The sequence below is a fragment of the Pseudomonas sp. EYE_354 genome (assembly GCF_023148575.1).
Taxonomy (GTDB): domain Bacteria; phylum Pseudomonadota; class Gammaproteobacteria; order Pseudomonadales; family Pseudomonadaceae; genus Aquipseudomonas.
This window is the reverse complement of the sequence record NZ_JAHXNQ010000001.1, coordinates 386,614-409,023: the sequence shown is the minus strand read 5'-3', so window position 1 is coordinate 409,023 and position 22,410 is coordinate 386,614. Positions and strand designations below refer to the sequence as shown.

At 61.9% G+C, this 22,410-nt stretch carries 13 protein-coding genes; 4 read left to right on the top strand and 9 right to left on the bottom strand.

Features of this window, described 5'->3' with window-relative positions; genetic code table 11:
• The first annotated feature begins 127 nt into the window (after positions 1–127).
• The gene (locus KZX66_RS01915) at positions 128–5,278 is read left to right on the top strand and encodes an NEL-type E3 ubiquitin ligase domain-containing protein (protein WP_248075598.1); all 5,151 of its coding nucleotides are present in this window, start codon (positions 128–130) and stop codon (positions 5,276–5,278) included.
• A 208-nt stretch (positions 5,279–5,486) separates the two neighbouring features.
• The gene (locus tag KZX66_RS01910) at positions 5,487–10,541 is read left to right on the top strand and encodes an NEL-type E3 ubiquitin ligase domain-containing protein (protein WP_248075595.1); all 5,055 of its coding nucleotides are present in this window, start codon (positions 5,487–5,489) and stop codon (positions 10,539–10,541) included.
• 302 nt (positions 10,542–10,843) lie between these two features.
• Here the strand turns inward: KZX66_RS01910 and KZX66_RS01905 are convergent, their stop codons facing one another.
• The 7 genes from KZX66_RS01905 to KZX66_RS01875 form a co-directional block, all read right to left on the bottom strand.
• Positions 10,844–12,088: a hypothetical protein gene (locus KZX66_RS01905; protein ID WP_248075594.1), complete on the bottom strand. Its 1,245-nt coding sequence runs from the start codon at positions 12,086–12,088 to the stop codon at positions 10,844–10,846.
• 86 nt (positions 12,089–12,174) lie between these two features.
• Positions 12,175–13,410, bottom strand: coding sequence for a hypothetical protein (locus tag KZX66_RS01900; RefSeq protein WP_248075592.1), 1,236 nt, complete (start codon positions 13,408–13,410; stop codon positions 12,175–12,177).
• Between the two features lie 149 nt (positions 13,411–13,559).
• On the bottom strand, positions 13,560–14,042 hold the full coding sequence (locus KZX66_RS01895; RefSeq protein ID WP_248075591.1) for a CS1 type fimbrial major subunit: 483 nt from the start codon (positions 14,040–14,042) through the stop codon (positions 13,560–13,562).
• Between the two features lie 5 nt (positions 14,043–14,047).
• Positions 14,048–14,806 (bottom strand): molecular chaperone, encoded by a 759-nt coding sequence (locus tag KZX66_RS01890; RefSeq protein ID WP_248075589.1) that lies wholly within the window; start codon positions 14,804–14,806, stop codon positions 14,048–14,050.
• A gap of 58 nt (positions 14,807–14,864) precedes the next feature.
• Positions 14,865–16,109, bottom strand: a complete 1,245-nt coding sequence (locus KZX66_RS01885) for a hypothetical protein (protein WP_248075588.1) — start codon at positions 16,107–16,109, stop codon at positions 14,865–14,867.
• 31 nt (positions 16,110–16,140) lie between these two features.
• Complete coding sequence (locus KZX66_RS01880) at positions 16,141–18,660, bottom strand: CS1-pili formation C-terminal domain-containing protein (RefSeq protein ID WP_248075586.1); 2,520 nt, start codon at positions 18,658–18,660, stop codon at positions 16,141–16,143.
• Positions 18,661–18,779: 119 nt separating this feature from the next.
• Positions 18,780–19,277 carry a CS1 type fimbrial major subunit gene (locus KZX66_RS01875; protein ID WP_248075584.1) on the bottom strand — a complete coding sequence of 166 codons (498 nt, stop codon included), beginning with the start codon at positions 19,275–19,277 and terminating at the stop codon, positions 18,780–18,782.
• Between the two features lie 529 nt (positions 19,278–19,806).
• Here KZX66_RS01875 and KZX66_RS01870 point away from each other — a divergent pair.
• Both KZX66_RS01870 and KZX66_RS01865 read left to right on the top strand, forming a co-directional pair.
• The gene (locus tag KZX66_RS01870; protein ID WP_248075582.1) at positions 19,807–20,349 is read left to right on the top strand and encodes a PadR family transcriptional regulator; all 543 of its coding nucleotides are present in this window, start codon (positions 19,807–19,809) and stop codon (positions 20,347–20,349) included.
• The gene (locus KZX66_RS01865) at positions 20,346–21,113 is read left to right on the top strand and encodes a siderophore-interacting protein (RefSeq protein ID WP_248075580.1); all 768 of its coding nucleotides are present in this window, start codon (positions 20,346–20,348) and stop codon (positions 21,111–21,113) included. Before KZX66_RS01870 ends, KZX66_RS01865 begins: the two co-directional genes overlap by 4 nt.
• Before the next feature lies 1 nt (position 21,114).
• Here KZX66_RS01865 and KZX66_RS01860 read toward each other — a convergent pair whose 3' ends face one another.
• Positions 21,115–21,738 (bottom strand): Pr6Pr family membrane protein, encoded by a 624-nt coding sequence (locus KZX66_RS01860; protein ID WP_248075577.1) that lies wholly within the window; start codon positions 21,736–21,738, stop codon positions 21,115–21,117.
• Between the two features lie 4 nt (positions 21,739–21,742).
• Positions 21,743–21,976 carry a VF530 family protein gene (locus KZX66_RS01855; RefSeq protein WP_248075576.1) on the bottom strand — a complete coding sequence of 78 codons (234 nt, stop codon included), beginning with the start codon at positions 21,974–21,976 and terminating at the stop codon, positions 21,743–21,745.
• Positions 21,977–22,410: the final 434 nt, after the last annotated feature.

Genomic DNA, 22,410 nt, shown 5'->3' with positions numbered 1-22,410 from the left:
TAGCGCACGCATCTGTAATTTCGTCCAGGATCACTACTTACTCCTTGAAAACCTTAAGTTTTTGAACTTTTTTTTGCGGTACTGCCGGCTAGGCTAAAGCGCTTGTTCATCAGCCCTGGCCCCGCCCATGCCCGACCTCCAAATACCCGCCCGCCTCTGCACTCCCCTGCGCACCGCCGACGGCGACACGCCACACCCTGGCCCGCACCATGCCCTGATCCAACAGCACATCCCCGCGTGGCTCTCCAGCGCGACGCCGCACCGGGTACAGGCCCTGAACGCCGTCACACCGGTGCTTCCCGCCTGGTACCTCGACGCCAGCCAGGTCCGACACCAGGCGCTCAAGGCCGACAACGCCGAGAGCTGGCGCCGCCAGAACACGCTGGACCGACAACTGAGCACGCTCAAGGACGTCTACGCCTTCGCCCTGCCCTTGTTGAAACGCGCGATCAAGGACACATACAGCCTGGACCTGAACGTGCAGACCACTTTCCTGCGCCTGTATCTGCCTCGGCAATTGCCGTGGTACAGCAAGGATTTTTCCAATGGCGTGACCACGCGCACGCTGTCGCTGCTGGATGCGGCGCTGCACAACTTTGCCGCCGGTGAGCGGTTTGTGACACCCTCGTGCTACATCAGCCAACCGGACGCGCGCGGCCACTTCGAGGTGCTTGAGCTGCACCGGCGCATGTCCATCGAGCAATTCAAGCAGCTGTGTCGCGAACTGGACCTGGGCAAGCGTTACCAGCAGCACCTGACTCAACACCTGCTGGCCGACGACCTCAACGCACGATATGCCTTGAAGCAACAGGTGATCGCCAGTCAAAAGGCCGCGCTCAAGGCTGCCGCCCAACTGGCCGTGATGAAAACCGACGCCAGCGGCACCCCAGACCTCAGCCAGGCGGCCCATCACATGCTGCTGCGTGCCCTGCGCGGGGAAGCCGGCCTGATGCAGTTCTATCAGTTGAGCATCCTGGATGCGGTGCTGACCGGCGTGCTGCTGATCGCCGCCGATCTGGAGCAGACCGCCAGCGTGTCGCGGCTGATCGCCTACCTCCCCCACGACCCGGAAAGCCCGCTGAAAGAGTACGCGTCGAGCCTCGACTTCATGCGCGACCTGACGCGCAAGTTGCGCGCCAACGCCGAATTGCCCTCCAGCGCACGCATGCCCAGACCCACCTACCGGCAGTTCTTCAGCCAGTTTGTCAACCACGCCCAGCGCGGCTATTTTTTCGCCGGCCTGGAGCAGCGGCTGTGCAAGGTGCAGTGGCATGCGCGGCAACCGCTTGACCCGCGCCCCGGTTGGCGCGACACCCCGGTGGAACAGCCGCGCCTGCAGTTCGAGGCACGCAAGATCAGCGGCGACACCTGGGAGCACGGCTATCAACGCGCGCTGGATAAAATCCTCAATGACGCGCGGCACATCGCCGTGCCCACGGCCGATGCCGACAGCCAGGCACGCCAGGCCTGGTGGGATAACGTCACGCGCATGCTGGCGGATATTTTCAATGCCGCGCTGATGATTGCCGCGCCGTTTTTGCCGTTGGTGGGCGAGCTGATGCTGGCCTATACCGCCTACCAAGTGACCGACGATCTGTTTGAGGGCATCGTCGACCTGAGCCAGGGCCAGGTCGCCGAAGCGACGCGACACGTGGTCGCGGTGTTGACCGATATGGTCCAACTCGGCGCGCAGGCCGTCGGCGGCGAGCTTGCGCAGCAACTGCTCTACCCGCGCTCAGCCTTTGTCGATGGGTTGCGGGCGGTGCGGGTCAATGGCGAACCGCGCCTGTGGAACCCGGACATTACGCCCTACTCCCTGGCGCAGAATGCGCTGCCGGTCGATTCCCAACCCAATGCCCTGGGCCTTCATGCCCACCCGGACGGGCAGGTACTGCCCATGGCAAATCGGCTTTACCGCATCGACCACAACCAAGCGAGCGACACCCATCGCATCACCCACCCGACGCGCGCCGACGCCTATTCACCAAGGCTCGAACACAACGGCGAGGGCGTCTGGGTACATGAAGGCGAGAACCCCAGGACCTGGGACGGCGCCACCCTGCGCAGCCGCCTGGGGCACAACACTGACGGCCTCAGCGTCGAACAGGTGCGGCAGGCCTGTGAGATCAGCGGCACCGACGACGGCGCGCTGCGCAAGCTGTTCACCCGCCTGGAGCCCCTCCCGCCGCTGTTGGCCGACAGCCTCCAGCGCCTGCAACTGATGCGCGAAGTGCAGGCGTTGCCGGGGCGCCTGCGCCGTGGCGAACCCATGGGGGCGTCCTATGACTGGTCGGCACAACTGGCAAGCGAACTGCCCGGTTGGCCGGTGGGCAAGGCCATCCAGGTGTTCGACAACAGCACGTTGAGCGGCGACCACCGCGTCTACGGCAGCAATGCGGCCGGCGCGGCCGACCGTCTCAAGCTCAGCCGCCAGGGCCTGGCCGAGGGCGCACTGGCGCCGGGCCTTGTGGATTTTCTCGACGACGCCGAACTCCAGGCCATGCTCCCGGCGCCGCTGCCATCGCTGCGCGGCGAGCGAATCGCGGCGCTGCGCGAGCAGATCGCCGAGTCCCTCGAGCCACAACTGCCGGAGCTGTTCGCGCAGCTCTACAGCACCACACAGCAGCCCCCAAGCGCCCACGGTCAGAGGCTGCGCGAACACTTCCCACAGTTGCCCAGGCCGCTGGTGGAGCGCCTGGTCCGCCGCGCATTGCCCGAGGAACGTGCGCGGCTGGACGCGCAGGCATCCGTGCCGTTGCGCCTGAGCAACCTGGCTCGCGCGCTGCAACAGGAAACCCGTGCCAGCCACGCCTACGAAGGCCTTTACGCCGACGCCATGCCCACCGCGGACAGCGAACGGATGGTGCTCAACACCCTGCGCCTGCACAGCGACGCCCTGGGCGACCTGCGCATCAGCGTGCGTGACTATGCACCCCACGGCACGCTGCGCTGCGAGGTCGGCGCGCAGGACGCCAGCGAACGGGTCCTGCTGCTGCGTGACGGCGACGGCCGTTATCAGCGCCACAACGCCAACCTGGCGCCGCAGGATTTTTTCGAGGCGCTGCTGCAGGCTATCGCGCCCGGCAAACTGGCCTTCCAACCCGGCCAGGGCCGGGCGTTCAGACAGTGGATCAAGGCGCACCTGCAGGCGCCGGCGCAGCGCCGTCAGGTGCTGGAACCGGCGAGCCTGCGCCAGGCAGACGAACCGACCACCCAGGCCCTTTTGCAACGCCCGATGTTCGGCAGCTTCTGTCGCTTGATGCAAGGCTTGGCACTCTCAACCGAAGACCGTGTACGTGACCTCTACCCGCACATGAGCCGGGAATACGTCGAGGCCTACGTGCGCAACCTCGATTCAACCGAAGGCGAGCAGATTCTCAGCGACCTCGAAACCGAAAAACGCAACCTGCTGCAAGGCCTGGAAACCTGGCGCGACCACCCCACCCTCGCCGCCGCCCACAGCCAGGCCGCCGGCGACGAGCGCGTGCTGCGCGGCCACATCATCGGCCTGCTGATCGAGTGCTGGGAGAGCCGCTCGCGCGCCGCGCTGCTTTCCCACGGGGTGCGTGTGCAAGGCGAATTGCTCAGCCTGGGCGGCCTCGACCTGGGGCGTTACCTGCCCAGCCTGGGCCCGTTGCGCGGCGATTTCGGACACGTCTCGCGCCTGGACCTGCGTGGCACCCACTTCAATGCGCAGACCCTGGCATTCCTCGACAACTTCCCCAACCTGTACGCGCTGGACCTGTCCGCCAACAGCCTGGAGCACGTGCCCGCATCGTTGACGCAGATGCCGCGCCTGGCGCTGCTGGACCTGGAACACAACCCGATTACCTGGAGCGCCGAGGACTATCAGCGACTGGCTCAGTGCTCGCAGTTGCGTTCGTTGAACCTGTCTCGCCACCCCCAATTGCTCAGCGCCCCGGACCTCAGCCCCTGGCCCCGATTGCGTCGCCTGCAACTGCGCCGGACCGGGATCAGCGCGTGGCCGGCCGGGCTTGACAGCCCGCGCGCGCACCTGCCGGAACTGGATTTGACCCAGACCCTGGTCAACAGCGTGCCCGCCGTGGCCGAGGACTCCCAGGCCGCCCGCATCATTGCCCGCAGTTGGCTGAACCGTCATCACCTGCCCGCCGATGACGAACAACGGTTTGTCAGCTATCGCCGGGCGGCAGGTCTGGACCCCTACCGCACGGTGCCGGTGCGCGGTTCGACGGACAGCCGCTACTGGCTGGAAGGCCTGAGCGAGGAGACCCGGGCCACCGCGCAACTGATCTGGAACGACCTGGAAAACGAACCGGGTTCGGAGGGCTTTTTCAACATGATCAGATTGCTGCAACCCGAAGGCTTCCAAACGCTGGAAGACCACGCGTTGTTCGTGCGCGGCCGCGACGATCTGCGCAAACGAGTGTGGGACGTGTTGATCGCCGCCGACCGTGATACAGGGTTCCGTGAGCGCGTCTTCAGCCTGGCGGGCGCGCCCATCAACTGTGCGGATGCCGGCGCCAACACCTTCAACCGCATCGGCGTGGAAACCCTGCTGGAGACTGTCCTGCGCGATCACAGCCTCGAAGGCCTGGCCCAGCGCGAAAACCGCTTGCTGGGCCTGGCCCGGCAAACCTGGCGCCTGGAGCGGGTCAAGGAGATTGCCCGCGAAGCTATCCGCCACCGCACCACGCCGGTCAGCGAGGGGGGTTTAGGCCAGGACTACGGCAGCGGTGCCGACCAGGTGGACGACGTGGAGGTCTATCTGGCTTATCAAACCGGGCTCAAACGCCGCCTCGACCTGCCATGGCTGTCCGAGCACATGACCTATCGCACCGTGGCAGGCGTCAGCGCACAACAGTTGAAAAGCGCGTACACCACCGTGGCCGAACGGGAAGCCGGCGCCGGTCTGGTCAACGGCCTGCTGGAACAGCCGTTCTGGATCGAGTACCTGGAGCAGGCCCATGGGCCCGCGTTCGACGCAAGACGCGAGCAGCGCGAGCAGGCGGCAAGCCACGTGGAAGACCTGCGCGACGCCCATGAGCAATGGCGCAGCGCCGAGATCACGCCCAAGCGCAAGGCGCATCTGCAACAACAAATCACGCGCCTGGCCGACGCCCTCGGTGTCGCCCCTGAGGAGATCCTGGCAGAGCACGTGCTGCCGGACGCCATGCTCAAACGGCTCTATGAAAACATTCAGGACAGGTACAACGCCCTGCCCCTCAAGTTGACGCAAGAGGCGGTGGAAAAAGCGCGCTTCGGTCCGTTGCCGGCGTGGGAGGACGCAGCCCCATAGCGTATGCGTCAGCTATGTATCGATCACATTCAAATAACTGATTTCATTGAATAATTACTTCTTGATGAGCGGCGAATTTTGAACTTTTGTTCTGCCGGTTCAGGCATAGGCTAGTGCATTAAATCCAGCCACAAAGCCAACACCCATGTCTGAACGTCCACGATTAAAAACGGTTTCCGCCACACGCCTTGACTGGCTTGATTCCACCATGGCCCTCGCAGCAAAAGGCCCGCACTACGCCTGGATCAAAGCGCAGGCGCCAGGCTGGCTGACACAAGCCAGCCTGCACCGCCTGCATTCACTCAATGACCTGCTCGCGCGACGGCCGGCCTGGTACGCCTCGGCCAGCGCCTATCAACACCAAACCCTGAAACAGCTCAATGCCGAGGCCTGGCGCCTGCAAAATGCGCTGGATGCCAAGCTTGGGCCGGTGCAGGACGTGTACGCGTTTGCCGAGCCGTTGCTCAAACGCGCGATCAAAGACCAGTACAACCTGGACCTGGATGTCAAAGCCACGTTCCTGCACATCTACACGCCCAAACAGTTGCCGTGGTACGCGCTCGAATTGTCCAAGGGCGTCACGTCACGCTCGGTGTCGCTGCTCGATGCCGCGCTGCATAACTTCGCCAGCGGGGAACACTTCGAGCAGTACTCCTGCTACATTTCCAAACCCGACTACCGCGGTCACTTCCAGATTCTACGGCACGACCGGCACATGAGCCTTGAGCAGTTCAAAACCTTGTGCCGCGAACTGGACCTGGGCAGCCTTTATCAGCGCCACCTCGAGGACTACCTGGCACCGACCGAACCGGTCGCCCAAGCGTTGCTCAAACCTCAGGTTATCGCCAGCCAGAAGGCCGCCTTCAAAGCTGCCGCGTTCATGGCACTGGCCAAGGAGGAACTGGGCGCGGGGGCCTACGCCGTCATAACCGGTGTGCTCGATGGCACGGAAAAACGCGCGCACTTTTATCAATTGGACCTGCTCGACACACCGCTGAGCGGCATTGTGCTGATCGCGCGGAATCTGGATCAGGTGTCCAGCGTGTCGAAGCTGATCGCCTATATTCCCCACGACCCAGAAACCCCGGTGAAGGAATACGATTCCAGTACCGCGTTCATCCAGGACCTTACGCGCAAGCTGCAACTCAACCGGCCCCTGCCCTCCAGTAAAGAAGTGCCGCCCACTACCTACCAGCAGTTTTTCAGCCAGTTCGTTCCCCACGCCCGGCGCGGCGTGTTTTTTGCCGAGCTGACCGAGCGCCTGTACCGCGTGCAATGGCATGAACGCGACACCCAGGACCCGGCGCCCGCCTGGTGCGAAGAAGCGGTCAACACGCCCAAGCTGCAATTCAAAGGGCTGCCCATCGTCGGCGAGCTGTGGGAGCAGCTGTACCAGTCGGCCTTGAATAAAATCCTCAACGATGGGCGCAGCCTGGCCGTCTCCACCGCCGAGGCTGACGACAACCAGCGCTGGGCCTGGTGGGAAAATGTGCTGAAAATCGGTGCAGACCTGCTCAACGCAGCCCTGCTGGTGGTCACGCCGTTCGTGCCGTTGCTGGGTGAGCTGATGCTGGCCTACACCGCCTATCAACTGGCCGACGAAGTGTTCGAAAGCATCGTCGACTTCAGCGAAGGCCAGGCCCTGGAAGCCACTCAACACGTGATCGCCGTGGTCACCGATGTGCTGCAACTGTCGGCCATGGCCGGCGGCGGTATTTTGGCCAAGGAGCTGCTGTTCAAACCCTCGCCATTCGTCAACCGCCTCAAGCCGGTGCAGGTCGGGGACAAGACCCGCCTATGGAACCCGGACCTGAGCCCTTACGCGCGCAACGACCTGCAACTGCCGGCGCATACCAAGCCCGACAAGACGGGCCTGTACGATCATCAGGGGCAAAAGGTGGTGCGCCTGAACGCTCAGCAGTTTGTGGTCGAAGAGGACACCGAGCGCAACGCGCACCGGGTCAAGCACCCCACCCGGCCCGCTGCCTACGCGCCCACTATCGAAGCCAACGGCAGCGGGGCCTGGGTGCACGAAGGCGAAGATCCCTGGACCTGGGACGACGCGCAGTTGCGCAATCGCCTGGGCCACGCAACCGACGGGCTGAGCGCCGATGAAGTGGCCAACGCCTGCGACATCAGCGATACCCAACCCGGTGCGCTGCGCAAGATGTACCTGAACCTTGAGCCCACGCCGCCACTGTTGGAAGACAGCCTCAGCCGTCTGCGCCTGGCAGACGAAGCGCGCATGCTGCCGCAACAGGTACGCAGCGGCGCCCCCACCGCGGACTGGTTTACCTGGGCGGCGCAAATCACCACCGAACGCCGCGGCTGGCCAGCCGATAAAGCCATCCGGGTGTTCAATAACGCCGAACTGACTGGCGATCATTTGACCTTTGGCAGTGCACGCGGCGATGCCCAGACGCTGGACATCAGCCACCAGGACGTCGGCGCCGGCCAGTTGGCGCAAAGACTCCACGACTTTCTGTCACCTGCGCAGCTCGAAGCCTTGCTCCCCGAGCCCTTGCCTGACACCGCCGAGGCGCGTATCCAGGCGTTGCGCGACCAGATGGCCGATGACCTGGAGCGCAACAGGATCGCCACCTTCAACCACCTCTACAGCGGCCGTCAGGTGCTCGACAGTGCGCCCGGCAGGTTGCTGCAGCAGGAGTTCCCGCAGTTGCCCGCCGAACTGGTGCAACGCCTGATGCTGCGCACCTCGCCCAGGGAAGTCTTAGCGATGACCGAGGAGCAGCACATCCCCCTGCGCGTGAAAAACCTGGCCTGGGAACTGCAAAACGAAGCCATCGCCAGCCACGCCTTCGAAGGTTTTTACAACGACGACCTGCTGAGCGCCGAGACCGAACGCATGGCCCTCAATACCTTGCGCCTGCACAGCGATGCCTTGGGTGAGCTGCGGATCACCGTGCGCGACCAATTGCCCGATGGCGACCTTCGCAGCCAGGCCGGACCGTTGGACGCCGCCGAAAAAACCCTGCTGCGCCTGGACAACGGCCGCTACACAATTGACCCGCCTGGCGGCGCCGAATATGACTTTTTCGAAGCCCTGCTGCGCGCACTGCCGGAAGGCAAGACCGACTACGTACCCGGCCAGGGGCGGCTGTTCAAGGGTTGGCTAAAGGACCGGTTGCTCTCCTCGGAGGCGCGCCGCGAGGTGCTGGAGCCCGCTGCCCTGCGCCAGGTCGATAAGCAAGAAACCCAGACCTTGCTGCAAAAACCGATGTTCGGCGCCCTGCGCAGCCTGCTGGGCGGCAGCGCTACGACGCCGCAGGCCCTGGAAACCCGGATGCGCCGGCTCTGCCCGTTGCTCACCGATGCGCAGGCACAGAGTGTGCTGCTGGAACTGCAGACTGAACCGGGGCAACGCCAGTTGAGCCAGTTGGAAAGCGAGAAAAAAGTGCTTGAGCAGCATCTGGACGCCTGGCGGAAAAAGCCCCTCTTCGACCGCGAGAACGAACCCTACTATCGGCGCTATATCAGCGACCAACTGCGCAGCAACTGGGAATCGACCTGCCCTGGGCGCATCAGCGAATCGGCGGCCAATCCGGAGAGTTCGTCGCTGGACCTGAGTTTCAGCGTGCTGACCTTGTATATCCGCAGCCTGGAGTTGCCCCCTGGATTCTTCGACCACATCACGGAACTGGACCTGAGCACCACCCGACCGCTGCACCGTGACCTGGAGTTTCTGAAAAATTTCCCCAACGTGCGCGAGCTGAACCTGTCGGAGAACGAACTGGATGGCGTGCCCACCCAGCTGCGAAGCCTGCGCCATCTGACAAACCTGGACTTGAGCGCAAACCCGGGGATTCGTTGGGACGCCGTGGATATCAAGGACCTGTACGCCTGTTCGATGCTGGAAAGCCTCAATCTGCAAGGCAATACCGAGCTGCGCGCACAACTCAATCTCAATCGGCTGCCACGCCTGCGCAGGCTGAACCTGCGCCGCACCAGCGTCGACCAATGGCCCTCCGGGTTGAACACACCACGCGACAGCCTGATGGAAATGGACCTGCTCGATACCGCAATCAACACGGTTCCGGAGTACCCCGACGACGCGCCGGCCACGCGCATCATTGCCAACAGTTGGCTGGACCGCACCACCCTGGAACCCGAGGCACAGCAGCGGTTCAGCCGTTACCGCCTGGCCAACGGCATCGACCCCGAGCGCACACTGCCCGCCAGCGACCCGCAGGACCGCGCGTTCTGGGTGCGCGGCCGCCCGCTCAACGAACGCAGCGAGGCCGAGACGATCTGGAACGAACTGGAAGCGGCGCCTGATTCGGAGGGTTTTTTCAGAATTTTGAAGATGCTCAGGCCGCCGGAAGAGTTTCACGACGCGGCCGAAAGAACCCGCTTCGAACAAGGCCGCAAAGACCTGATCGGCCGTGCCTGGGAGTTGATGATTGCATTGCACGGCGATGCCGAGTTGCGCGACCGGCTGTTCCACGAAGCCAGCGCTCCAACCAACTGCGCGGATGCCAGCGCGACGATTTTCAACAGCATGGGGGTTGAGGTGCTGAAGAAAAAAATCCTCACCGATACGTCGCCCCAAGGCCTGGCCGCACGCACCCGCGAGTTGGTGAAACTGGCCCTGCAGAAATGGCGGCTGGATGAAGTCGGTAAAATCGCCCGCAGCGAAATAGCGCACCGAACCGATCCGGTGAGCGAAGGCGGCCTGGGCCAGACGTTCGGCAGCAACCCTGGTCAAGTGGACGAGGTGGAGGTCTACCTGGCGTTTCAGACCGGACTCAAACAACGCCTCGACCTGCCCTGGGTGTCCGAGCACATGGTGTACCGGCATCTATCCGGCGTCACCGATGCCCAGCTCGACACCGCGTTTGAACTGATCAGCAGCAAGGCGTCAGGCAATACCTTGCTCGACGGCCTGCTCGATCAAGGGTTCTGGAATGACCTCGTGGAACAGGACCCCGCCGTGACGCGCGCGCGGGAACAGTTTCAAACAGCCTTCAGCCTGCTGCACGACGACCTGCAACCCAAACAACTGGAGTGGAGCACCACCACCTCGCTTGAACGCAAGGCACAGCTGGAAACGGAACTGATCACACTGCTCGCCGAATTGAACCGGCCGGACGGCGCCAAATTGGGTATCGAGGCAAAGGATGTACTGATCGAAACACCGCTGTCGCAGGCAACCTTGAACAACTTCTACCGACTGGCGGAGCTTCCCTACCGGGAGCTCAAACGCACCTTCACGCAAAACGCCCTGAACAGCATCGAAGGCTGAACAGTAACGCTGAGTGGGCAGGCTTTGTGTGGTGGGTAAGACTTCTATGGTGAGTAAGCTTATGTGGTGAGCGGGCTTGCCCCACGCTGGGTTGCGCAGCAGCCCCAAAACCAACCGCCGCGCACCAAGAGGAAAACCTCACCGCCTGAAGGGGGGCCGCTTCGCAGCCCAGCGCAGGGCAAGCCTGCTCACTACAACGACCCCGACCACCACAACAACCCTGTTCACCACAGGGGAGTGGTGCTTTCCAGAGGGGTGGCCATTTTCAGAGCGGGCGCAGGCTCCTGCCTTCGATGGGCCACCTAGACTTCCGAATCCCACACCACCGTCGCCGTGCCTGAATAGGTACTGCCCGGTGCATTGAGCATGCCCTCCACATCGTCCTTGGCCACTTCGAAATGCAACGTACCCGGCCGGTTGTCAACGTAGTGCACCGGCTGGAACATTTCAGTGCCCACGCCGTCCAGCCGCAAAGGGAGTTTGTCGACGGCCTGATCGTACTGATCGCGCAGACCGAACGGTAGGCTGACGGCAATCTGCATCGGCACTTCATCCCCCGCGTCATTGCGCAAGCCGCAGGTGTTACCGATTACCAGGCCACATTCCAGGTTCATCTTGAAACGCGAACTGGCAGCGATGGTGAAGGTCTGGTCGCGGGACAAGCGCGCCGGCTGCCGGCCACGATTGAGCCAGGCCTGCCAGCCGCCTTCAGGCAGCAGCTCGATACGATTGCCACCGGGCGGCAGGTCGACTTTGAGCACGTGTTCCACCGACAAGGTGAAGTTGAAGGTCAGGACGTTATCTTGGGGGATCATCATGTCGCCGAAATCCATGTCAGCGCCGGGGCCCATGGTGTAGGTGATGGAACCCTCATAAATGCCGGTGTCCATACCCAGCGGATTAGGCGTCCTGAGTTCATAACCGTACTCGAGCGTGGAGTAGTTCATCCGCGCAATTTCAGTGCCGTTCGCCACGCTGCAAGCCCCGGCGTTTTCCGGCACGATCCAGAAAAACAACGCGAAGGCGGTACCTGCCGCGAGGTAATTGATCGGCATGCACGGCGCCGGCGCCCCTTGCCAGTAGGTTGACCAACCGACACCAGGCATCGCCCAGGCCGACACGCCCGGCGGATAGCTGACATTCCAGCGAGCACCAATGCCGGCAATGCGCATCTGCACGGTTTCCACCCGGCCGGTGCCTCGGTGGGTCACTTGCAGATCGCGGAACGCCGAAGGCACCTTGAAGTACGCGCTCTTGCGCGGGTCTTCGGGGTTGGCCAGGATCGGGCCGCTCGCGTTGGCCCTGAACTCGGTATTACGAATACTGAAGGTATTGACCGCCTCACACTTGGCCGGTACGTGCCAGGGGCATAAGCCACTCTGCGGCGTAGTGTTGATGAACTTATTGCTCATGGGGTTGGCGGGGTCGGGACGAAATACAGCGGTAATGTCCTCGACAACGGCCAGGGCCGGCGTGCTGAAACAGCCGAGCGCCAGAGCCAGGGCGCGCCGCCATGCGGCCTGTTTGATCGCTACGATGATGCTCATAGATAACTCCAACTCAAATAACCTGCTCCAGCGGCGCGCGGATGATTTATTGCGAATGAAACGCCGACCCGGCGTGCGACAACTGCCTAGACTTCCGAATCCCACACCACGGTCACCACCCCCACGTAGGTGGAGCCTGGGTACTCGAGCATGTCGCTGACGTCATCACGCTCAACCTCAAAATGCAGAGTGCCCGGTCGATCGCTGATGTAGTGCGCCGGCTGGAACAGCTCAGTGCCCGCGCCATCCAACCGCAGTGCGCGCCTGTTCGCCGGTTGCCCGTACTGATCAGTAATGCCCCCTGGCAAACTGACGGCCAGTTGCACCGGCGCTTCGTTACCGTCCGCGTTGCGCAGGCCACAGGTGTTGCCGATCACCAGGCCGCACTCAAGCGACATTTTGAAGCGTGAGCTGGCGTGGATGCGGAATGTCTGGTCGCGAAACAGCCTGGCGGGTTGGCGCCCCCGATTGAGCCAGGCCTGCCAGCCCCCTTGCGGCAGCAATTCAACGCGATTGCCCCCCGGTGGAATGTCGACCTTGAGCACGTGTTGCACGTCCAGCGTGAAATTCAGGGTCAGCGCCGAGTCATTGGGCAACATCACGTCGCCCATATCGAAATCCTGATAAGGCCCAATGCCGTAGGTCAGGGTGCCGGTGTACACGCCGGACGACATGCCCAACGGGTTGGGCGTGCGTAACTCGTAGGCGATATCCGTGTAGTCATAGCGCAGCGAGGGAATTTCAAATTGGGCGGTTTTTACGCAATTGCCCTCCTGTGGCGTCATCCAGAAAAACGAGACATAGGTCCACCCGAGCCCCGAAGAGTTGGCGGCCCGACAAGGCGACGGCGCAGTCCAGAATCCTTGGCGCCATAACCTGTCGTGCGCCTCGTACAGATCCACAGGCCCAGGCACCACCTCATCAACCCGCCGGTCCAGGGTGTATCGTGAGCCGATACCACTGATGCGTATTTCCACGGTTTCCTGTTCGCCAAATGCATTGACCACCGTCAATGGACGCCATTGAACAGGTACGGTCCACATGGAAGTCTGGCGCGGGTCGGTGGGAACAGCCGCCAGCGGGGCACTGGATTCGAACACCACCGGCATGCGAATACTGAAGATATTCAAGTATTCGCACACGGCCGGCGCATTTGCACAATACCCACTGACTGGCGTGGTGTTGGTAAAGCGGTTCACGTTCGGGTTGGAGGGGTCGGGGCGGAAGTTGGCAGTGACCTCTTGGACAAATGCCACAGCAGGGCCGTCCCAGAGCATCGCGCTGAGTCCAAGGCACGCCACCATCAATCTACTTCTTTTCATAAATCGCTCAATTTAATCCATCGCTCGCGCAGGGCTGCGCGCAGTCGAGTGCGGCGACGGCCAGGTGGTGGCAACGCACACCGGACGGCGTCCGTACGTTGCCTGTTCATACATAAACCCGTGGCTTTTGACATGAAACCGGGCGTGCCTCATGGCGCCAGAAAATCAAACACGATATGCACGGTGCCGTAGTAATCCCCGCCCTGATAGCCGCCGACAGGTTCGATGGCGGCGATGTCGAGCAACGCGCGCCGGCCTGCTCGGGCTTCGTCGGCGTTGACCACTTCGGTGGCGTCCAGGGTCAGCGGCACGCGGTTGAACAGCACCTGCAAGTCAATGCGGTCGCGGCCGCTGAACAGGTACGGTTCAGCCCCCAGTCGCGCGGCGACGCCACCGTTGAGGTTCTTCACGTCGAAGTTTTTGCGCAGGCTGCCCAGTTGCGCCGTTGCCAGGTTCCAGGCCAGTTGTTGCTCCTGGCCCATCCAGTCGGTTTCGGACGGCAGCACATAGGCTTCATGCACTGGAATCGTCACCGATACGTCGAAGCTGTGGCGTTCCTGAAAACTCAAGGCGTGGGTGGCGGTGAGTGTCAGCGCCGCCAACCCGGCGAGTCGTGTCAGTTGCTTGAACATCGTCATCACCCGTTGCTGTTGACCGTCATCAGTTTTTTGTCGCGGCCTTCAATCATCTGGAAGCTGTATTGACGGTCGGCTTTTATCTCGAATTTCAGCTCACGCCCCGGCAGGATGTGATGCTTGGTAGTGGGCTCGCAGTCGGTGGACTTGGCCTTGGCGCAGTTGCGGAACTCGTCGAGCACCACCACGCTGTTGCCGGCGTTGCGCAACCGGTACTGCTCGGCGCTCTCGATGATCTGCGTGTCGAAACGGGTGTCTTTGGGCCGCACGAAAAACACTGTGCCGTAGCCGGCCAACACGTTGACCCCGGCCGCCAGGCCTTGCTTGTAATCAGCGCGCTCCTGGTCGGTGACGGCGAAGTCATCTTCCTTCTCCGGCACCACGGGGATAAACCGCACGCGGAAATAACGCTCTTTGTCGCGCTGACCCATGTACAGCAAGCGCGTGCCCTGGCGCCCGTTCGCCGGCACGATCATCCGTGCCGGGCTGGCCATGAGGCCGTCACGGCTGGTGGTGGCGCCTTTGTTGTCGGTCAACGAGGCCACGGGCACTTCACGGGAGGTGCCGTCTTCGTTGTAGAGAATCTCCAGCACATTGACCTTGATGAACGCCGTGCTGGTGCCACCGTTGAAGACGCGTTTGAGGTAGGAACTGCGGTCCCCCTCCAGGTAGTCGTACACCACGCCCACGTTGATCGCCGGTCCGGCCTGGGCCGTGAGGGAGTACAGGAACAGCCCAATGCATAACACTGCATGTTTCATTGTTGATTACGCCTCATTGATTGAACGCGCGCCCTGGGCAACCGTGCCCACGGCAGCACTAGACTTCCGAATCCCACACCACGGTGGCCGTGCCACGGTAGGTGCTACCGGGTTTTTCAAGCATGTCGGCCACGTCGTCCCTGGCCACTTCAAAGTGCAAGGTGCCGGGACGCTGGTTCACGTAATGGATGGCCTGGATAAAGTCGGTGCCCGAACCGTCCAGGCGCAGTGGCCGTTTTTTCAGCGCCTGGTCGTACCTGTCGGTCAAGCCGAACGGCAGCGTGGTGGATATCTGCAATGGCACCTGATCACCGTCACTGTTTTGCAGGCCGCAGGTGTTGCCGATGACCAACCCGCACTCGAGCATCATCTTGAAGCGGTTGCTGGCGGCGATGCTGAACGTCTGGTCGCGGAACAACCGCGTCGGGCGTCGCCCCTGGTTGAGCCAGGCTTGCCAGCCTTCCTGGGGCAGCAGCTCGATACGGTCGCCACCCGGCGGCAGCTCAACCTTGAGGATGTGCTCGACCGTCAGTGTGAAGTTGAAGGTGGCACTGTTGTCGTCGGGAATCATCACGTCTCCGAAATCGAAATCAGCGCCTGGCCCCATGCTGTAAGTCATGCTTCCTTCATAGATCCCGGCCTCCATGGTCAGAGGATTGGGTGTTTTGAGTTCGTAGCCATACTCCAGATGGGAATAATTCATCCAGGGAATTTCGGTACCCGGCGTCACGCTGCAAGCCCCCGCATTTTCGGGAATGATCCAGAAAAACAGCGCGTAATAAGTGGACGCGGCAAAGTAATTGATCGGCATGCAAGGCGCTGGAGCCCCGTACCAATACTGATTCCAGCTCGAACTCGCCGTGCCCCAGGCCGATACACCCGGAGGCCTGGGCACCGTAAAGAACGCACCAATACCCGCGATGCGCATTTGTACCGTTTCCACTTTGCCGGTGCCCCGGTGGATCACTTGCAAGTCGCGCCACGCTGAAGGCATTTTGAAATAGGCCCCCTTGCGCGGATCGTCGGGATACGCCACCAACGGCCCGTTCGAGTCAGCCCGGAACTGGGTATTACGGATACTGAACGTATTGACCGCTTCGCATTTGGCAGGCACATGCCAAGGGCATAGGCCGCTTTGCGGTGTCGTGTTTGTAAACTTGTTGCTCATCGGGTTAGACGGGTCCGGACGAAAGGACGCGGTAATTTCCTCCACGAATGCATGCGCCGGCGGGCTGAAAAACGCGGCGATCAACAGCCAGCAACTGCGGCGGCCCGCCTGTTTGATTGGTGCGAGAACACTCATAGGGTTAGTTTCCGTTCTATCCACATCACCGCTAACCGGCGCTTTGGCTTTGGGTGGTGGCTTCAGCCAGGGTGTCCGGCGTGCAGCGCAGATCACCAATCATCAACACATCCCTTTCCTCAACGACCTTGGAAGGGTCCAGACGGAACTGGCAGAGCAATTGGTTCTGGTAACGCACCTCCAGGGTCGGCGAGCTGGCGCTCATTTCCATGGAGAAGAACCCGTCGACTTCGCTGACGCCACGGCTGGCGTGGTTGATCACGTGGTGGCCCTTGAGCGGCGCGCCCTCGTTGTCGAGCAGGCGCCCGAGCACGGTGACGGTTTTCATCACGCTGATCTTGCGGTAGTCCACGCCGCCCTTGTTCAGGTGGTAGCTGGACCGCGCCGGCTGGATGTTGGCCGCTGGTGGGTGGTTGCCGTCGAAGTCGAACGCCACGGTGCTGCTCTTGTAAGCGGACACCGGCACGTAGTTGCGCCCCGGACGCAGCACGCTGCTGCCGCCACTCAAGTCGTCGGCACGCAGGGCGATTTCGTCGAGGTCGGTTTCCACATCGATGATCATGCCGGCACCGTCGCCCTGGTATTGGCTGCTCAGCAACATCTTGCCGGCGCCCACCACCAGGGTGCTGTTGAGGTTCAGGCCACCGGTGAGGTCGTTGTTGTAGGAGCTGCGCTGCACAAAGCCGTCGCCGCTGACTGCGTCGGTACTGAAGCTGGCCATGCCCGACAGGCCCACGCCATAGGTGTCGGTGATAGCGGTGGCCGAGACGCTTTGCAGCGCGTGATCCTGCAGGTCCTGGCGATAGGTGACCGAGGCGTTGTTGTCGCGCCCGCCTTCACGGGCCGTGCGGCTGCCGATGCTGCCGGAGATCTGCCGGCCATCGGTGCCCAGCGCCAGGCTGAGGGTGACGTCCACCCCACGGTTGCGCTGATCGTTGGTGCCGCTGGTGCCGGGGCGATCGAACAGTGAGAAGCGCCAGTTGGCATCGCTGCCCAGCAGCGTGTCGCGGCGGCTCCAGCCCAGGTCGACGCCGGCCCCTTCCACATTGCCTTCGCTGTGGGACAGGCGCAGGTTCCAGGAGTTTTTCGCATCGACCCGGTGGTTGACCGACAGCGCGGTGTTACTGCTTTCGCCGACGAACGTGTTGCGGCGCAGACGGGTGCCGTCCGGCAGGGTTTCGTAGGTGTCGCGGGTATCAAGCCAACTGCGGTTGTGGCTGAACACCAGGTTGGTGGCGCCAAAGGTATAGAGCCCCTGCAGATCCATGCCGGTGCCGTGATCCTGGGTCTGGAACACGTTGGCATACAGGCTCATGTTGTTGGCCGCGTTCCAGTCGATCGAGCCACCGTATTGCAGCTGCTCGCGCACTTCACGGGCCGACAGGCCAAGGATCACACGCGGGTGCACCAGGTAGTTGAGCGACGCACCCGCCGTCATCGAACCGGAGGCTTGTTCTTCCCAGTTACTGAACAGTTTGGTCTCGCGCCCGGCAAATACGTTGTAGCGCCAGCGGTCTTCAATGTTGCGCCAGTTATTGGGCTTGTACACCAGTTCCTGGGTGGTGCTGACGGTCAGGCCGTCTTCGATCAAGCGCACTTCCACCTCATAAATACCGCCGGGTAACGGGCGGGTATCGAGGGTCTGCAGGCCGGCCGGCACGGCCTGGGTGTTGATCAGCAGGCCATTGCGGTAGATCTCGACGGCGGCCTGACGGTTGGCGGTCACGTAGATCGGGTACACGCTGGGCTTGGGGTTGTTTATGGCCAGGTTGTCGGAGCTGCCGTACATCACGCCCAGTGCGGTATCGGGGCTGGCACCGAAGCTGCGCAACTGGCGGGTCAGGCCGTCGGAATTGGGGGTGAAGTGGCCCAGGCGGAAGAATCGCCCTTCCAGTTCACGCTGGGTATACAGCTCATGGATGGCGTGACGCATCGGTTCATCGTCGCCACTTTGACGCGCCAACTGCAGGTTGAACACCTGACTCCAGTTGCCCACGCTGGAACTGGCTTGCAGGCCATAGCGCCCGCCCAAGTCCTGGTTGTCGCCGCCGTTGAGGTTCAACTGGTTATTGACGATCAACCCCAGGCTGCCGCCCTCGGGTTGTTCATAAAATCGCGGGGCTTCGCCGGTGTGCTCCACGTTCTGGGTAATCACCGAGAGTTGCGAGCCTTCCAGGTTGTAGAACGCCGACACCATCTGCTGAGGACACGACTGGGTGCAGGGGCCAAGGGCCACGCCGTCTTCCAGGATCGCCTGCCAGGTGTCGCGCGTCGCCGCAGGCACTTTGCTGTCGCCGGTATCGGTGAATTCGAGCAGGGTGACCCGATCATCTCGAGACAACACGATCAGCGCCTCACCCAGCAACTGCTGGTCAAGGTCCACACGTACGGCCAGCGGCACATCGAAGAAATGGTCGGAAAACCCGGCGGGCAAACCTTGGGACTGCGAAAGCAAGCTGCCGGGCGTCGACGGAGCCGGCGCTGGAGCGGCCAAGGCACTCGTACAAATCAATAGCGCAAGCGCAGCCGCGATGGGGGTCATCGGGAACATGAACGGATACTCTGAATGCCAAGATGCAGGGTTGAAAACCAGGCCGACGAGGTGGGGGCCCCCGCCGACCTGCAAACAGCTACCCGTGAGCGCAAAGGCTCAGCAGGCATCCATCAACATCAAGGCCCTACAGGCAGTACCGCGTCGAACACCAACGGCATGACGCTGGTGTAAGCGCCACGCTGGTTGGCCGTCGGCTTGGCGGCTGCAATGCGCAGCTCGGCACCGACACCCGGTGTGGAGTCAGCTTCATTGACTACTTCCTGAGGGGTACCGGTGAGGGTGACGCCATTCAGGGTCGCGGTCAGGGGGATGTTCTGAGACGCGTCACCGTTGAACAACACTGCAGGGCCGCCTTCGATGTAGGCGTGGATCGAACCGTTGGTGTTGCGCATATCGTAGATAGCACTCAGCGGCGACAGCTCACCGTTCACCAGGTTGTAGTTCATGGTCTCGTCACGGCCCCAGTTAGGATCGCGTGGCTGCACATGAAACACGGTGGTCGGAATGGTCGCCTTGAGATTGACGGTATGGCTGGCTTCGCCGGCGGCGAACGCCCCCTGCGAACTCAGTGCAATAACAGCCAATGGAGCAGCAATCGCAAACTTCTTGAACATGATCAATACCTGTAATTTTTCAGCATGAGTTGGCTCGCTGTTAAGTTGAGTTAAAAGCCTGCGGCTTTAGGTGACTTACAACGAAATACGCCGCCAGTAAGTTGAACTACTGCAACGCCAGGCAATGATCCACCAACTAAAAATCCAGGTATGCAGGCAGCTTCCCACAGGCCTGTGGCCTAAGGAAACTGGGCTTGAGAGAAAAAGATGGCATTCTGCCAAAACTAACAAAGTATCCGTAAGAACGAGACTACACACAGACAAGTTAGTGTAGCGAAGGGAAGAAACTGTCAGAACAATACCACAAGGACAACACACCGACTCAACGCTACAGCTAATAACAATCGATTGGAGCTTTAACTCTAATTACTACTTATAGTCCTGTCTTTATAGGGACGTCCACGGTTTTTTTGCCGTGGGATTGTGCGACGCACCTGTCGAAGCCGGACCTGACCGTCGGTCGCCAGCCACTACACACGCCTTAAGATATATCTTAAGTTATGTCTAAATCTTTCACGGAGCAGCGAGCATGCGCGACCCTTCCCACCACCACGGCAATGATCCTGACGGCTTCGAGAAACGCCCCGGCCGCGAACGCGGTGGGCGCGGGCCACGCGTGTTCGCGCCGGGCGACTTGAAATTGCTGCTGCCGGCACTGATCGCCGAACAACCGTGCCACGGCTACGACCTGATCCGCCGCATCGAAGGTCTGTTCGACGGTGCCTACACCCCAAGCCCCGGTGTGATCTACCCGACGTTGACCTTCCTGGAAGAAAGCGAATTGATCAGCGGCGACGCCGAGGGCGGGAAAAAACGCTACACAATCACCGACGCCGGACGTCTCTTCTTAGGTGAGCAAACGGTGGCGCTGGACGGTGTGCGCATGCGCATCCAACTGAGCAAACGCTCGCTGCGCGGGCATGACCGCCCGCCGCAAATCCACGAGGCGGTGCACAACCTGCGCCATGCCTTGCATTCACACCATGGGCGCTGGAGCCCGGAAGAAATCGAACGTGTCGCGGCGCTGCTCAACGGCACCGCTCAAGCTATTGCCGACGGGAAAATTTCATGAATACACAAGCCATCCACCGTGTGACCCACGAGATCAAACGCCGCCGCCTCGAGGTGCTGCGCGTGGTCGACATCACCCCGCGCATGCGCCGCATCACCCTGGGCGGCCCGGAACTGGCCGGTTTTGTCAGCCTGGGCAGTGACGACCACATCAAGCTGCTGTTCCCACAGAACGCCGCCGAACAGACCGCGCTGGAAAGCCCGACCTTCAGCATCAAAGGCGATGGCCCGCAACCGGCCATGCGCGACTACACGCCACGACGTTTCGACCTGAGCATCGGCGAGCTGGACATCGACTTCGTATTGCACGGCGATGGCCCGGCGTCCACCTGGGCGGAACAGGCCAAACCAAGGCAACACCTGTATATAGGTGGGCCACGGGGCTCGCTGATCGTGCCGGATATCTTCGACAGCTATTTGCTGATTGGTGATGAAACCGCGCTGCCGGCCATCGGGCGTCGCCTGGAGGAACTGCCGGCCGGGCGCAAGGTGCTGGCGGTGATTGAAATTGCCGATGCGGCCGAACAGCAAGCGCTGCACAGCGCTGCCGAGGTCGAGGTGATCTGGGTGGTGCGCGGCAAAGACGACCTGCTCGCCACGGTACAAGCGCTGACCCTGCCCGGCGGCACGCTGTACAGTTTCGTCGCCACCGAAGCCAAACTGTCGCGCCAGGTGCGCCGCGTGCTGCTGGACACTCACAAGGTCAACGAAGCGTTCCTCAAGGCCGTGGGTTACTGGCGCGCCGAGGGCAGTGAGGAAGAGTGAATCAAGGGTGGGGCTTGATGATTTTGTCCAGCCCCACCAGTACCAACGCGATCAGCACGAACCCCGCCAATATGCCCCCGGCGTTCACAAACACCTGTGGATAACCCAGCGTGCCGACGTCGATGAACGGGTACTGATATTGCCCGAGCAAATCCCCGCGCAGCAGCGCATAGGCGAAGTACACCAGCGGGTAGATCACCCACGCGCCGATGTGCCTGAGGCGCAAGGTGCCCTTGGGCACACACCGCCACCAGTAGATCAAAAACAGCAGCGGCATCACGTCGTGGAGCAGTTCGTCGGCAATGAACTGGAAGCCTTCCGGTTGCCACAAATGCCGCAACAACAGGCTGTAAGCCAGGCTCACTACCAGGATGCTCACGGTGATTGCGCTGCTGACGGCGGGCGCGAGGAAAAACCGCTTCGCCCTGCCATCGCGATTCACCACGGCATAGCTCAACACCACCACCGCCAGGGTGTTGGTGAGCACGGTGAAAAAACTGAAAAAGTTGATCAGCCCGCCCAGCAGGCTCGCACCGGTGGACCAGCGCGAATAGAAGATCAAGTACTGCTGAATCGCCAACCCTATCCAACCGGCCAGTGCCGCTGCCGCTACATACCGCTTCATGGGCTCAATCCAGCGGGCGTTTGGTGCGCATCAGCTTGACGTACAACGCTTCGACTTTCTCCCGCGCCCACGGCGTTTTGCGCAGAAACGTGAGGCTCGACTTGATGCTCGGGTCGCTCTTGAAGCAGCGCACATCAATGCGCTCGGCCAGGCCTTGCCATTCGTAATGTTCCACCAGGGTGGTGAGGACGTGTTGCAGGGTCACGCCGTGGAGGGGGTCGTTGCTTGTCGCGGTCATGCCGGGCCTATGAAAAAAGTGCGCAGAAAGGCGCACACCTTACCGCCCCGCTGCCCACGTCGCCAGCGGCGTGACAAGCGGACGTTGGCGGGCTGGCTTTTTTGGGGCGCGCGGACGTCATGGTGAGCAGGCTCAACAAAAGAGCCGGGGTTCAGCGCCTGTTTTTGCAGCGACACTCTGTCACTGTTACCGGATCGGAAATGATGCATATCGCGATTTGCGCTTTCTCTGCGCCGCCACTCCCTTTATCCTTCGCAACAACCTGAAACGTTTCATCTCCGCGGTCGACCCCATCTTGCTGAAAATTCCCACCTGCCAAGACAGCGCTGTCTTACACCGAACCGCGCACGGGTATAAATCGCCCGCCTGTGGATAACCCTGGGCTATCCACAGAAAAACCGAATTACCGCTGAACCAAGCCCGCGCCGAATCGT